The organism is Streptosporangium amethystogenes (assembly GCF_000721075.1).
Taxonomy (GTDB): domain Bacteria; phylum Actinomycetota; class Actinomycetes; order Streptosporangiales; family Streptosporangiaceae; genus Streptosporangium; species Streptosporangium amethystogenes.
Genome location: NZ_JOEQ01000019.1, coordinates 42,978 through 56,603, shown reverse-complemented (window position 1 = coordinate 56,603; position 13,626 = coordinate 42,978). Strand labels below are relative to the sequence as shown.

The 13,626-nt window shown below is 69.9% G+C and carries 12 protein-coding genes; 9 read left to right on the top strand and 3 right to left on the bottom strand.

Annotation, left to right across the window (positions count from 1 at the left end; all coding sequences use genetic code 11):
* Positions 1–328 precede the first annotated feature (328 nt).
* The 3 genes from IG98_RS0125545 to IG98_RS50805 form a co-directional block, all read right to left on the bottom strand.
* Positions 329–646, bottom strand: coding sequence for a hypothetical protein (locus IG98_RS0125545; RefSeq protein ID WP_030917149.1), 318 nt, complete (start codon positions 644–646; stop codon positions 329–331).
* A 144-nt stretch (positions 647–790) separates the two neighbouring features.
* Positions 791–2,992: a polysaccharide lyase 8 family protein gene (locus tag IG98_RS0125540; protein ID WP_245651708.1), complete on the bottom strand. Its 2,202-nt coding sequence runs from the start codon at positions 2,990–2,992 to the stop codon at positions 791–793.
* A 230-nt stretch (positions 2,993–3,222) separates the two neighbouring features.
* Positions 3,223–3,501 (bottom strand): hypothetical protein, encoded by a 279-nt coding sequence (locus IG98_RS50805; protein ID WP_157594508.1) that lies wholly within the window; start codon positions 3,499–3,501, stop codon positions 3,223–3,225.
* A gap of 270 nt (positions 3,502–3,771) precedes the next feature.
* Between IG98_RS50805 and IG98_RS0125530 the strand changes: the two genes are divergently transcribed.
* The 9 genes from IG98_RS0125530 (at position 3,772) to IG98_RS0125490 (ending at position 13,623) form a co-directional block, all read left to right on the top strand.
* Positions 3,772–4,017: a DUF6400 family protein gene (locus IG98_RS0125530; RefSeq protein ID WP_030917140.1), complete on the top strand. Its 246-nt coding sequence runs from the start codon at positions 3,772–3,774 to the stop codon at positions 4,015–4,017.
* Complete coding sequence (locus IG98_RS0125525; protein WP_030917137.1) at positions 4,007–4,237, top strand: hypothetical protein; 231 nt, start codon at positions 4,007–4,009, stop codon at positions 4,235–4,237. The genes IG98_RS0125530 and IG98_RS0125525 overlap by 11 nt, the downstream gene beginning before the upstream one ends.
* A 157-nt stretch (positions 4,238–4,394) precedes the next feature.
* Positions 4,395–4,823 carry a DUF2795 domain-containing protein gene (locus tag IG98_RS47285; RefSeq protein ID WP_157594507.1) on the top strand — a complete coding sequence of 143 codons (429 nt, stop codon included), beginning with the start codon at positions 4,395–4,397 and terminating at the stop codon, positions 4,821–4,823.
* 575 nt (positions 4,824–5,398) lie between these two features.
* Positions 5,399–6,724 carry a DUF8094 domain-containing protein gene (locus IG98_RS55135; protein ID WP_037971240.1) on the top strand — a complete coding sequence of 442 codons (1,326 nt, stop codon included), beginning with the start codon at positions 5,399–5,401 and terminating at the stop codon, positions 6,722–6,724.
* A gap of 30 nt (positions 6,725–6,754) precedes the next feature.
* Complete coding sequence (locus IG98_RS0125510; RefSeq protein ID WP_157594506.1) at positions 6,755–8,647, top strand: hypothetical protein; 1,893 nt, start codon at positions 6,755–6,757, stop codon at positions 8,645–8,647.
* Positions 8,644–10,485, top strand: coding sequence for a hypothetical protein (locus IG98_RS0125505; RefSeq protein ID WP_030917128.1), 1,842 nt, complete (start codon positions 8,644–8,646; stop codon positions 10,483–10,485). The genes IG98_RS0125510 and IG98_RS0125505 overlap by 4 nt, the downstream gene beginning before the upstream one ends.
* A 49-nt stretch (positions 10,486–10,534) precedes the next feature.
* Positions 10,535–11,527, top strand: coding sequence for a nucleotide-binding protein (locus IG98_RS0125500; RefSeq protein ID WP_030917124.1), 993 nt, complete (start codon positions 10,535–10,537; stop codon positions 11,525–11,527).
* Positions 11,527–12,288 (top strand): hypothetical protein, encoded by a 762-nt coding sequence (locus tag IG98_RS0125495; protein ID WP_030917121.1) that lies wholly within the window; start codon positions 11,527–11,529, stop codon positions 12,286–12,288. The genes IG98_RS0125500 and IG98_RS0125495 overlap by 1 nt, the downstream gene beginning before the upstream one ends.
* A gap of 18 nt (positions 12,289–12,306) precedes the next feature.
* A complete protein-coding gene (locus tag IG98_RS0125490) occupies positions 12,307–13,623 on the top strand; it encodes a hypothetical protein (RefSeq protein ID WP_030917117.1) in 1,317 nt (438 codons plus the stop codon).
* Positions 13,624–13,626: the final 3 nt, after the last annotated feature.

The following is a 13,626-nucleotide window of genomic DNA, read 5'->3' as shown; positions in this document are numbered from 1 at the left end:
GCAAGCCGTGCTGCTCCACTCACCGTGTCGGGCTGGATGCCATCGAGCGTCAGATATCGAATATCGGGTGCCGGATACCAGGGGAGAAACGTGTGCGTGGGACCGGGCCGCCGTGATGGGGACATGAATAAAGAGCCGACCGGCACCCCTGAACCCGAAATCCTGGAATTTCGCGCGATCGGGCCGCCGGCCTGTGCGGGCGGGAGTTCTCCGGGTAACCGCCGCCCCCCGATCACCGATGGTCATGATTTTGATGGTCGGGTCGGCAGCGAGCCGGACGTGCCTACCGGGCGAACCCGGACCACGTCACGCCGCTCACCTGTCGCGATCAGGCTGTGGAGAAGCTGGACTGTCCGCCGGGCGGGGCGTGCCAGCCGCGATTCGGCTCGACCGGAACACCGGGGCCAAGGCAGAACGGACCCGCGTGGATGAAGACCTTGGAATCGGTCAGGTTGATCAGCAGGTGCGCGGTCGGCGGTAGCCGTCTGCACCCACCGGCGGGCAGGTTCCGGTACCTGCCGAGCTCCTCCAACTCTGTGGTGAAGACGATGACCTCGCCCTCGGCGGCCACCCCCGGCCCCGCCCAGGCGAGAACGGCCGTGGCCGACACCACGATCACTCCCAGAACAGCGCCGAACAGCCTCATTCGCCCCTCCAGGACGGTCTTGAAGCATGCCCCGAAAGATCTCGGTGCCCCGGCGTCGTCCATACGGAACCACCGGCATCGGCCATCATGAGGTAATCGAAAGTGATGTGTCAATCACTCTGGGTAACGGAAATCCAAAGCCGGTCAACCCCGCGAACGTTCCAGCTCCACGTGCCGGTCGAGCCGTACGGTGACCGTCTGCGAGCCGCCGCCCCGGCCTGCCAGTCGTCCGAAGGCGAGGGTGAGCCGCGCGCCGGTCGTGGCACCGGTCAGGAGCGGGTGCCCGTCGAGCACCTCGGCCACCGGCCGGTCCCAGGTCACGGTCAGCTCGTCCTCCTCACGCCGGGGATCCGACACGGTCAGCGTCGCCGTACCGTCGCCGCTCTCCCTGACGAGAACCGCGCACGGGGCCTCGGCGGTCAGATCGGCGACGGTTCCCCCGTTCCAGAAGTTGACCGCGGTGATCCCGAGAGACGGGACCCGGACGCCCTGCTGCCGGACGGTGTTGACGAGCACCCGCGCCCAGCCGGGATCGGCGGCACGGGCCCGGGTCTCCGCCCGGCTCGCACCTGGCAGGAGGAGGTAGACGTAACCGGCCGAGTCCGGGTCGACGCCGTGGTCCAGCCAGAGCGTCACGTAGCTCCGGGTCACCTGGCCTGCGGTGCGTTCCTCGCACAGCGTGCGCAGCCGGGTGGGACAGGGCAGGACGTAGCCGCCGTGCCCGGCCAGATGCGCCCAGCCCTCCCGGTCGTCCACGGTGAGGGGCGCGCCGGTCCTGCGGTTGTCCACGACGGTCTCGACCGCCACGCCGTCCTCACTGGTGATCCCGGCCCCCAGGCAGAGCACCGCGTCGTCGAGGAAGAACCACGACTTGAAAGCCTCCATCGTGCTCTCGAACCCGTTCAGGTGCTGGCCGACCGTCGCGTAGGTGCCGTCGGTGGCACCGCCCACCCAGCGGGCAGGCGGGCAGGTGTCGCCCCAGGCGTTACCGGCGCCGTCGGCCAGCCGCCTGGTGGAGACGGTCGTGCCCGGCAGGCGGTAGGGGTCGACGGTGGACCAGAAAGAGTCGGAGTACTGGTCGCCGTGCCCCTCGCCCCACCAGTAGAGCATCCCCGATCCGGTGTGCCAGCCACGCCTGTTCTCGCCGTTGCCGTGCTCGTAGTGGCCGATCCGGTACGAGGCCATGCTGAGCCCCGCGCACCAGGCCGGCCTGCGGTGGACGGCGCGGGCGCTCATCGCCGGCAGCCGGTGTCCGAGTGGTTCCTCGGCCGCCGGAATCGCGTCGTCGTCCAGAACCGCGGCGAGGCGGGCGTGGAACCCCAGGTCGCTCCTCTCTGCCGCGTCGAGCATAGGTCTGGAGGTGTCGCGCAGCGCCCACCCCTTGACCATGCCCTGCCAGCGGACCCGTTCGGCGGCGGAGGCCGCCTCCCCCAGCAGCAGGATCGCCGCGGCGATGTCGCGCCCCCTGCGGTGGTCGCCGTACGGTTCCCTGCCGATCCCCCGGCCGCTGACCAGGTCCATGCAGAAGCCGTCGTGGACGAACGGCGCGAACGACCTTTCGACACCGTCGAAGACGACCTGCCGGTTCGGATCGGTGATCTCCCATGGCGAGCCGCGCAGCACCGCGAACAGGGTGGCGAGCCCGGACAGCAGCACCACCCCGTACCCCCCCTGGTAGGGGACTGACGTGTGTTGGATGAACGAGCCGTCCCGATAGAGCCCGTCGCCCTCGAAGACATAGCGGAAGACCGGGGAGAGCGCGGAGGCGGCCAGCGCGGCCTTCCCGGAGTCGGAGCCGAGGATGGCGCGGAGCAGCATCACCGTGCACAGGTCCACCCGATTGGCCCCGGTGCTGGTGCCCTCGTAGGCGTCCAGCCGGCATTCGGGGAGAAAGTGGTCCACCGCCTCCTGAAGCGCCCCGCTTCGTGGTCCTGTCAGGTGCGGGCCGATCAGCACGGCCGCGTCGAGGAGCTTTCTGGGAACGCCGATCTGCCAGTTCCACCAGTTGCCTGCCGGGTCGACGCCCGCGGCGTACACCCGCCGCCGGTAGTGGTCGATGCCTTCCGCGACGGCGGCGGCCAGGTTCGCGTCGCCGGTCAGCCCGGTGCCCGGCAGCACGTACCCGCGGGCCATGGTCCGCAACCGTGCCGGAGTGTCGGTGAAGGAGGGGAACGCCAGCCCCGGCCAGAGCGAGGCGCCGGTGGGCGCCATGGTGTCGCGGTATCCGGCGGCCGTCGTCCCCAGCCTCGCCAGCCGGGTTCGGTACGGCTCGGCCGCCGGATCGAATCCCGACCCCGCCGACGCCTCCCGCCAGCGGCGGCGTAACGGGGCGAAGTGGTCGTTCACCGGATTCACCGTACGCTCGGTGTGCGCCGGGATCATCGCTCCGGCCACGGCGGCCCCACCGAGCTGGAGAAATAATCTCCTGGAATGTCCAGTCACATATGGATTGTCAGCCGAAAATCACCCCTGTCCCGTGATGCCACGCCGCGCTGTCGCCACCTGCTCAGCCGCTCTCCGATCGCCGAACGAGAGGCCAAGGATGCACGGCGCCCGGGAGCCGGATCCGATGGAAGTCAGAGGTCCACATCGTGGGAGGCGATCACGTGAACCCCTTCGGGATGCCGGCCCACGGGAGTGACCAGGACCCGCCTGCCCTGATCCCGGTAACCGTGCTCGGTCAACCACATCAGGGCATACGGCCCGAGGTCGCTGAAATTGATCGGGGAGTCGGACGAAAAGAGGTCCTTGCCCGACGAGATACCGCCGGTGTCGCCTTCGACGATCGACAGGGTGTACGTGGTCATGGCAGCCCCCGAGCCGTAGTTGTCCTTGGCTGGTCCATACCCGGTCATCTGAATTCCGCCCCCGGCCCCCGGCTTCCTCGTCCCGGACACCGACCCCCGACTGCCTTTCATCATCCGAAATATCATCAAAGGTAATACAAAGTATATATAGGTATATAATGGACAAAGATCTCTCTTCAGGAGGAGTCTCTCCCCGCAGTACATGTGGTTGATCGCAGAGAGCGGCCCACCCAGGCCGAACCAGGCCATGTCTCCGACGCCGCCGCCCTTCCCGATCGCTCCTCCGACACGCTCACCAGCAGATCCGGAAGCCATGTCATGAGTCAGGACAGCACCAGACCGTATGTCGACTTCGAGATCGACCTCACCCTTGAGGAGACTCGCCGCCGCGCCGCCGTCATGGCGGCACTGGAGCCGGACTGGGATCCCCCGGGGGTGATGCGAGCCGAGGAGGAGGCGTACGACCTCCTCTACTCCGGACTCGACAGCCGGCAGCAGGAGATCTACGACATGCTCGTGGCCGCCGGCGTGCTTCCCCCCAGAGAGTCCGGCCATGCCGCTTGACCCGCACGCCGACTTCGGACGCAGGGCGTGGCTGCCCTGCCCCGGCTGCCAGGACCACCGCGACTGCGACGACTGCCTCGGCGGCCGCAACTGCGGGGAGCACTGGCGCTACCTCATCGGCAACACCGGAAGCCTGCTACACCTGCAGTGCCCGGGATGCACCCACCTGTGGAACCACGAGACGGGCTTCGGCTCGGCCGGCCGGACCACCTCCGGCTGACCTGGTCAAAGGTGTCAACTCATCAGGACCGGGCAGGGATCGCCTCAAACGCCTCGACTCCCCGGACTCCGCACAGGAAGGTCCGGGAAGGTCGGAGGGCGGCCCTCGCGGGGGATCGTCGAGTTCGAGCGATACCCACGCGATCCCCGTCACCGGGGTGCGACAAGGGCGCGCGTTCTCCGGGCGGCATCCGTACGAGAACATCCACCGGGGGTTGGTCACGATGGCCGACGGCAAGCTCATCAATCCTGCTCTGCTCCAGCGCCATCTGCGCGGTGTGGACTACCCGAAGCGCCGTAACGACCTGATCGCCCACGTGCGCGACGAGTGTGAGCGGGTCAACGGCATCCTGCGACAGCTCCCCGACCGGGACTACCACTCGCCGACCGAGGTCAGCAAGGCGTTCGGCGAGGTCGCCCGGCGCTATCTGGAGGAGGTCTCCTATCCGGCCCAGCGCGAGCACCTGGTCGCGGAGGCCACGACCCGGGGAGCTCACCAGGTGGTGGTCGACTCGCTGCTACTGATCCCGGACCGGGAGTACTTCGGGGTGGACGCGGTTCTGGTGGAGCTCATCGAGTTGGAGTAGACGGCGCCCCCTGCCCGACTGGGGCGTTTCGCGTCGGCACCGGGCCCGCATCCACTCGCGCTCGCCCCGGGCCGATCGCGTGCCCGGCGGGCCGTTCGTGGCCCCCAACCCGGGGCGGGAGACCGCCGTCCCCGGCGGGCACGGAAAAGACGGAGCTCCAATTCCCGGAACAGGGTCCGAGGCCGAACAGCCGAACCCGGGAAACGCATTCATATCAAGTTGTTATGGAGCTTGTACCAATCTGGAGCGTGAAAGGTTTTCGCGATCACTTGCCCCTCGCGGGATGACCGACCGGAGACCGGAAAGCCCAACGGAAGGTGAACGACAGGCTTGCCCAGGAAAAAGGGCAGTTCACCAAGGGGCACGTAAGGTCACCCGAAACCCAGAGATGACAGCACATCTCTAGAGAACTACTGGTACGGTCCACCGACAGGATGCCAGCAGGTGGGGGCGATCCATATTTCGGACAGCCCATATGTCGACTTAAGTGTTATTTATAATCAAATAGCCATAAGTGCCAATTACTAAGCCCTTTACCTTCCCAATAGATCACGGTCAGTCTAATATTTGGACCTATGTCATGGCGTGCATCAGATTTCCCAGATGGACAGGCTGGGTCCTCTGGCCGTGGCAGTGCTTCCTCCAGGCATGATTCCGAACAGGGATCCGACTGGCATCCCGAACGCCTCCCGTCATTCGATTGGCGGAAGGTCATTCTGTTCACGGCGGTTTTAGCGATCATCGCCGCCTCCGCGTTCTGGCTCGCGACCAGAGAAACCTCCGGTCCGTCCCTCGCGGCGAACCCCACCCCCGACTCCTCGGACGCCGGCTGGGAGAAGGCCGTTTCCTCGCCCTCGCCCTCACCGACGCCGTCCTCCTCACCCCCCACCCCCGGGTCAACCCCGAAACCCGCGAAGAGCGGCAGGTCCTCTCCTCGCCCCGAGGCGACCGGTACGGAGAAACCCCCCGCGGAGAAACCCCGAACCGAGACGGAAACCACCCCGCCCAACAGCGACTCGCCGGCCGCGTCCCGCCCACCCCAGCTCACCGTCAAGGAGGCGTACGGCATCCACGGCCGCTACCAGCGAGGGCTGTCGGCCGCCCAGAGCAGGAAGGACCAGGCCGCCATGGCGAAGCTGGAGCACGGGCTCGCGCTGGAGATGACGCGGGCCGGCTTCAAGACCGCCGAGATGGAGAAGAAGTCGCTGGCCTCGGGGATATGGCCCAACCCGCAGATGTGGATCCCGCGCCATGTGAACGGCACCGCCGACTGGTTCGTGGCGGTCTCATACGAACCCGGTGTCGCCCGGGTCGTCGACGTGATGAGCTCGGCACCCGGCGGCTGGCGGCTCGTCGCCTCGGCCGCCGACACGCGTGCCACCCCGGCGCGGTTCCCGAAGATAGCGACCGACGCGGAAGGCTACGCGACGAGCCTGCCGGAGAACGCCACCGGGCTGAGCACGTCCCCTCGCCAGATCGCCCGCGCACACCTGGCGAGCCTGGAGCACGCCGAGGTCGACGCGCGATTCGACGAGGGGCCGTGGACCAGCGAGGCCGCACTGTTCTGGCAGCAGGAGCGGGCGCAGCTGAGACAGGCCGACTGGAAGCTCACGCTGTCGTACCGGCTTGAGGGACCGGTACGCGCGCTCAGGACCAGTGACGGGGGCGCCCTGGTCTGGTATGGAGCCCGATCCACCGAGGTCCGCGAAGCGGAGCGGGAGGGCGCGACGGTCAAGCTGAAGGGCTCAGCCGCCGTCCGCACCCGCGGTAAGGCCTTCGCCCACTCGGTGAGCGCCACATACGGACGCATGTATGTGACATATGTCCCCCCCGCCGGCTCGAACGAGCCCGCTCGCGTGCTGGGCGAGTGGAGCGACGTCCTGGAAAGCCACGGCGACTGACGTTTCACCGGAAGAAAAGGAACATTCATAATGACACCCTCACGTAAGCCATCGCGCGCGACGGTGCTCACTGCGAGTGTCGCGATCGGCGTCTTCAGCGCCGGCGCCGGGCTGGGAACCGTCATCGCCGTCCGTTCCGACCCCGGCGGGGGGCAGGTGATGCGACTGGCCGCGGGCACCTATCTCCTCGACGACCAGGCCAAGGCCTGGTCGTCGAGCGCGTCTTCCGGCAGTGATCAACCGGTCCCGCTCTCCGGTGCCGACGCGGGCAGCACCATCGCGGGCGCTGCCCGCAGCGGTGACTCCGCGGACCCGCGGGTCTGCCTGACCACCACCACCGACGGGCACGCGGTCGAGGCATCGGGGGAAGGCTGCGTCGCCCTCCCGGTCCTGGCCCTGGCCGCCGCCGCGGCCCCGCTCGCACAGCGGCCCGGCAACCCCAAGAGCACGCCGACCCCGTCGACGCCGCCCAAGACCACGGAGACGAAACCCTCGACTCCCAAGACGAGCGCTCCGGCCCCCAAGGCCACCTCGGCGCCGGTGCAGCCCGCCCCCAACCCGGGGCCGGTGCAACCCCCGGCTCCACCACCGGTGGCGAACCCCCAGCCCGTCAAGCCTCCGGCCCCTCCGGCGCCGACGCCGACGGAGAAGATCAGCGGGAACATCTCGCAGAGCGAGAGCGAGAGCGGCAGCGTCATCGAGCGCCCCGCGGAGAAGAAGATCGAGGTGGTCTCGCCGCCCAAGCCGGCTCCTGAGGCAGGCGGGACGAAGTCCTCGGGCCCCTCACTGTCGTCGCAACCCCGGTCCCCCGGCGGCAACCGAACCTCCCAACCGCAACCCACCGGCGGCAACAAATCACAACCCCAACCTCCCGGCGGCAACCGAACCTCCCAGCCACGGCCAACCGGCGGCAACAAATCACAACCCCAGCCCACCGGCGGCAACCGAACCTCCCAGCCAGGGGAGACGGCACCGCCCGCCCGGCCGACGGGCACCCTGCGGCCGGCGATCCGGTCGGGCACGGGCCAGCCGATCGTGCCCTCCGGCGATGTCAGGCCCCCCACGGCGCCCGTCGTCGTGCCACCCGCGACCAGACCGACGGACGACGCGGGCGCGCCTTCGCTGAGGACACAGCCCTCGGTCCCGCCGAAAGCGGTGACACCGACAGCGCCCGGCGGCAGCCTGAAGCCTGTCCAGCCGCAGCCGTCCGCCGGTCCCGGTGAGAACGCGTCGCAGGGTCCCGACGGGACCGTGCTCATGCCGGCCACACCGCAACTCCCCGGCGGCCAGAACGGCGTCTCGCTGCCGGTCTTCGAGGACCCTGAGCTTCTGCGGCGAGCCTACGAGGCCCTCGGGCTGGACAGGGGCATGCGCTACACGGACGAGAACGGCGTGTGGGATCTCAACATCGCCCCGCCGGGCACGCCGCCATGCCGCAACTACACCGCCGAGGAGCTCCAGGCGCTGAGCACGTCCCCGGGCCCGAGCCCGGCCCAGAGCGGCCAGACGATCCCCCGCGACTCGTGCCTGTGGCCCGCGTTCATCCGCTGGCTCTACGCGGAGCCCGCATCCGGTGAGGTCAGCAACTGGACCAAGTTCACCGGCCTGCCCCAGCGGAACCTGGAACTCGTGGTGACCGACCCTGCTCCCGCGCCACTTCCCCAGCCGGTGCCCGGCCAGAGCCTTCCCGATCCCGGCCAGGTCCAGCCCGATCCCGGCCAGTCCCTTCCCGATCAGGCCGATCAGAGCCGGCAGGTTCCCGCACAGCCCGATCCCGGTCGGTTGAGCCCGGCTCAGCCGGGAACGGGAGACAGCGCCCCCTCGCAGTGGAATGGCGACGAGAACAACCGCGACCGGACCTCCCCCTTCCAGCCCGACCAAGGCCCGGCCGAGCCGGACCCGGTCGAATACGACGGCCAATGAGCACACCCACCGGAACCGGGCGTTTCGCGCCCGGCCCCGGCCAGGGGGCGGCCTGGGTGCGCGAGCACGGCGCGCACCTGATGGACTACGCCGCCTCCCACCTCGAATCCGGCCGGGCACGCGCGGCGGTCGTCGCCGCGCTGGCCGCCGGCCGGACCGAGGCCGCCCCCGAGGGCGTCACGGTCCGGGGACGGTTGCTGGCCGCGGTGCGACGTGACTGCCGCACCTCCACCGTCCACCGGGAGCGGTACGTGCCGGGTTCGGGACCCGGCATGCCCGATGCCCTGCTGATCGAACGGGTGTGGACGATCGTCGACCCCCTGGGCACGGAGACGCTCAGGTTGATGTACCGTCACGCGCTCGGCATGGAGGATCTCCCCCACGTGCTGGGGATGCCCGCCGACGAGATCGGCAGGCTCGCCACCCGTACCCAGGATCTGATCGAGACCCTGGTGAGCGGGCTGGACGCGCTCGCCAACGGGCGGCGTACCTGTCCGGAACTCACCCCGCTGGTGGAGACGGTCTTTCCCGGCGTCTTCCCCACCGGTAGGCCCGGTGGGCAGGCGTCCTCCATCGTCGATCCCGACGACGCCCGGGCGACCCTGCTCTCCCACATGATCAGGTGTTCCGTGTGCACACGGCCGATCAACATCCGCTACACGGTCCCACAGATGATCTCTCATCCGCCGGTCGCGCCGCTCTCCGCCGAGGAGCGGCAGCGGCTCACGGACTCGCTGCCCCCGGAGGCGGTCCCGCCCGCACCTCCCGCCAAGAGCCGGTCCTCCGTCCTCCCCGCTCCTCCGGCCGGTAGCGGTGTCCCCGCTGCTCCGGTACCGCCGGCCGTGGCACTGCCCGCGCCCAGAGTCGGCACGCCTCCCTATCCACCAGTGGCCTCGAAGCCGCTGGCGAAACCACCGGCCACGACGTCAGCGGGCACAGGGGCGGCGGGTACGGTCACGCCACCGGTGGGCGGACCGGCGGCGGGCACCTCCGATCCCTCCGGCCTGCCCCCGCTGCCCGCCCTGCCGCCCCGCAGGACCCGGCCCGTCCGCCCACCGTCCGCACCCCCCGTACCCGGGCACGACACCCCGCTGTACGACGCCCTGCTCACCCAGGCGTGGGCACGCGAGGTCCTCGCCCAGAGCGAGGAGATCACCGGCACCATCCCCAGGCAGGCACCGCCCGCCCCTCAACCTGTCGCCAGAGCCGAGCCCGTCGTCATCGCGGGGCAAGCGTCCGTCGAGATGCGCGACGACGCCCAGGTTCCCGTGCTGCGTTTCCACACCGAACCCGACGACCGCCCCGACGAGGAGCGGATCGAGATGGGGATCCGCGTGCTGGAGGCGCTCAGCTGGGCCGGTACCCGGATCAGGAATATGACGATCAAGGTCGTCATCATCGTCGTGGCGGGCGCGGCCGGCACCCTGACCGGCATGAACCTTCTCGGCCCCGCGATCGAGTCGAAGGAACCGGCGAGGTCGCTGCAGGCGTCCACCAGCCAGACCACCCAAGCTCCCCCCACCGCGGGCGCGCCGACGCGACGAGACGGACTCGCCTCTCGCATGCGGGTCCCACCGGTGGTGACGCTGGACGAGTTCGGCCAGGGAAGCATGGTCCTCACCATCTCGGGAGAGCCGCTGAAGTGGCGGATATCGGCTCCCGGCCTGGCCGTGAGCCCTTCCGACGGCACGTTGCGGGAAGGGGTCACGCAGGTGATCAATCTGCGGGCCCACCGGATCCGCAACTGGTGTGGTGCCCCCGCCTCCGTCACCGCCCCGCTGACCGTTCACGGCCTCGACGACTCGATCACTACGACGGTGCGCTGGCGGACCTGCTGACAGCCCCGTACCCCTTCCCCACGATCGCTTCTGCGAAAGGACCTTGGCAATGACGGATACCTCCCCCCACATCCAGGCATCGCCGCCCGATCCAGCCGGGCAGTTCCATGAAACGGTCCCGCTCACCGCGGAACACCTGCTCACCAACCGCCGTCCTGAGCCCGCCAAAGGATGGCGCCGCCTCGTCTGGCAACTTTCCGGCAGGCGCATCATCCCCGCGGAGTCGGCGGCGGAGCTGGAACGGCGCACGCTGATGGCGCAGGCACAGACCCCCGTCGCGAGCGGGCACCACCGGATCGCGGTCATGAGTCTCAAGGGCGGGGTGGGCAAGACCACGACGACCGTCGCCCTCGGCAACACCCTGGCCTCCCTGCGCGGCGACCGGGTGATCGCGATCGACGCCAACCCCGACCGCGGGACCCTGGGCCTCAAGGTCAAGTCCGAGACGGCCGCGACCATCCGCACCATGCTCGCCGAGGCCCCACACATCCTGCGCTACGCCGACGCGCGTGCCTTCACCTCGCAGTCCCCCGCCCGGCTTGAGGTCCTCGCCTCCGACACCGACCCGGCCGTGAGCGAGGCCTTCAACGCCGAGGACTACCGCACCGTCGCCGGTCTCATCGAGCGTTACTACTCCATCTGCATCACCGACTGTGGTACGGGCCTGCTTCACGGGGCCATGGGCGCGACGCTGGAGCTGGCCGACCAGATCGTGCTGGTCAGCCTGGTCGCGGTGGACGGGGCGAGCTCCGCCGCCGCGACGCTGGACTGGCTGACCGCCCACGGCCACGCCGACCTGGTCAGGAACGCCATCGTCGTGCTGAACGCGGTAGAGGCCAAGTCCGACGTGGATCTGGACCTGCTGGAGCGTCACTTCACCTCCCGCTGCCGCGCGGTGATCCGTATCCCCTACGACCCGCACCTCAAGGAGGGTGCCGAGGTTGACCTGGTCCGCCTGCGGCCCACGACCCGGGGCGCGTACCTCCGCCTGGCGGCGGCGGCCGGGCAGACGTTCAACCAGCGCACCGCTCGGAGCCACTAGTGCGCCATGTCGCCGACGATCCCGGACTGAACTGGGATCTGGGCCCGCCGCCGAACGCCCGGCGCCGGATGATCATCGTGGTCGTCTCGATCGTGGGGGCGATCCTGCTGGCGGCCGCGGCATGGCAGCTCCTGCGATCCGAATCCGAAACCGTGAGCGCCTCCATACCCGTCGGGAACGCCGGGGACACCGTCATGCTCGCCCCGCCCTCCGGTTACGAGGGCGCGGCCGGCTACCCCGTCGGATTCCCCCGCAGCGAGGTGGGCGCGATCTCGGCCGCCGCCGCCGCGCTGGAGGCGGCGTGGACCCTGGACTCCACACAGGCCGAGCAGGCGGCGCTTCTGTACGCGGCACCCGAACAGCACGACGCGGCACGGGCCGGCGCCCGCGAGGCCGTCGCCGGATGGCGCGAGATCCTTGGCCTTCCCAAGGACGGGGCGCTACCCGACGGCGCCGCCATGCGGACACGGACGGTCGGCGTCCAGTGGAAACCCCGAGGCCAGGATCAGACGCAGGTCTCGGTCCTGGTCCAGGTGACCGCCACCAGGGGCGTCGGGGACACCGAACCGACCTTCTCCAACTCGTACGCCATCAGCCTGCTCATGCGCTGGCAGCCCGGCATGCGCGGCGCGAACCAGGGGGACTGGGTCAACATCCCCGACCCCCTGGCGACCTCCGTGCCGCCGGTCGCCCTGCCGGGCACCCCCGAATTCACCACCGCCGGCTGGAGACCCGTCTCCGGCCCAAAGCCCACCCCATAGATCCAGGAAGAGCCATCAATGCCCCCACGTAGCTCGTCCCGGCGAGTCAGCTTACTCTCCGGCCTCCTGCTGGCCGCGGTATCCGCGACGACAAGCGCGATCATCGCCCAGCCGTGGGCCGCCGTGGCGGATCCCGGCGTGAGCACCACCTCAGGCCCGATCCAGGAGGCGCGTCCCCAGCAGGAGACCGTCTCCGAGATCGTGATCCCCTCCGACCAGAAGGAGAGCTCCCCGCCCACCCAGACGAGACAGTCCCGCACCACCGAGGCCCCCGTGGCCCAGCGGGAGAGCTCCCCACCCACCCAGACGAGACAATCCCGCACCACCGAGGAGAAGCCGACGGAGGAGCCCAGGAGTTCCACCGTCGAGACCGAGGAGACCGCGCCGGTCTCCCGTAACAGCCCCGGTACGAGGAACGCCGCGCCCGCCCCGCAGGAGGAGGTCCCCACCGAGGAGACCACGGCGGCTCGGCAACCCGCACGGACCAGGACCACCGCATCGACGGACCCGGCGCCCTCCAGGACGCGTCCGGCCGAGGAACCCCCCGCGAACACCACCGGGCGCACCACCGAGCCGACGACGGCCCCGAAGCCCACCCAGACGCCACCGAAGAGCACGCAGCCCACCAGGCCTCCCGGGGACACCAAGCCGCCGTCCGCGACGCCGGCACCCTCCGGCACCCCCGCACCGAAGCCGAGCGGGACGGCCACCAGCCCGGCCGCGACCCCGCCGGCCACCACGGCACCGGCCAGCACACCCAGTCCCCCGAAGCCGACACCCCCGAAGCCAACGCTCCCAAAGCCGACACCCCCGAAGCCGACACTCCCCAAGCCGACGTCGATCCCGCCGAAGGCGACGCCGAAGCCCTCGGCGAGTCAGCCCACCATCCCCACCACGCCACCGCGCACCAGCGCGCCGAGCCGGCCGTCGCACACGCCACAGCCCGCCCCCGCGCAGACCGGCGTCTACGAGCCCACCCTGCTGAGCGAGTGGGTCCGTGACAACCAGCCCCAGGCGGTGGACTCCTCCCCGCGGACCGTCGTGCCGCCGCCCTCGTTCAAGCGCTCCTCCTCGGAGGTGTGCGACCCCGCCGACATCGCCTCGTGCTGGAGCCTCGCGCCCTGGCGGAGCCGTACCGCCGAGTCTCCTGACGCCCTGCCGGCCTCGAAGCAGAAGCCGTCGGTGTCGAACGCGCCCCGCTGGGTGTTCGCACCGCCGCCCCAGTCCGCCCAACCACTGTTCAGCCCGATGAGGGTGGCGGCCCCCAGCCCGACGGCCGTCGGCTGCTGGAGCTTCAGTCCCTCCAAGCTCTGCGCCAGATCCTGGGAGGAGTAAGCA

Excerpts from the sequence above, each read along its gene's own strand:
- IG98_RS0125500 (WP_030917124.1), top strand. The coding sequence starts at position 10,535 with ATGACGGATACCTCCCCCCACATCCAGGCATCGCCGCCCGATCCAGCC.
- IG98_RS0125525 (WP_030917137.1), top strand. The coding sequence starts at position 4,007 with ATGCCGCTTGACCCGCACGCCGACTTCGGACGCAGGGCGTGGCTGCCC.
- IG98_RS0125490 (WP_030917117.1), top strand. The coding sequence starts at position 12,307 with ATGCCCCCACGTAGCTCGTCCCGGCGAGTCAGCTTACTCTCCGGCCTC.
- IG98_RS55135 (WP_037971240.1), top strand. The coding sequence starts at position 5,399 with ATGTCATGGCGTGCATCAGATTTCCCAGATGGACAGGCTGGGTCCTCT.
- IG98_RS0125505 (WP_030917128.1), top strand. The coding sequence starts at position 8,644 with ATGAGCACACCCACCGGAACCGGGCGTTTCGCGCCCGGCCCCGGCCAG.
- IG98_RS50805 (WP_157594508.1), bottom strand. The coding sequence starts at position 3,501 with ATGACCGGGTATGGACCAGCCAAGGACAACTACGGCTCGGGGGCTGCC.
- IG98_RS0125510 (WP_157594506.1), top strand. The coding sequence starts at position 6,755 with ATGACACCCTCACGTAAGCCATCGCGCGCGACGGTGCTCACTGCGAGT.
- IG98_RS0125545 (WP_030917149.1), bottom strand. The coding sequence starts at position 646 with ATGAGGCTGTTCGGCGCTGTTCTGGGAGTGATCGTGGTGTCGGCCACG.
- IG98_RS0125530 (WP_030917140.1), top strand. The coding sequence starts at position 3,772 with ATGAGTCAGGACAGCACCAGACCGTATGTCGACTTCGAGATCGACCTC.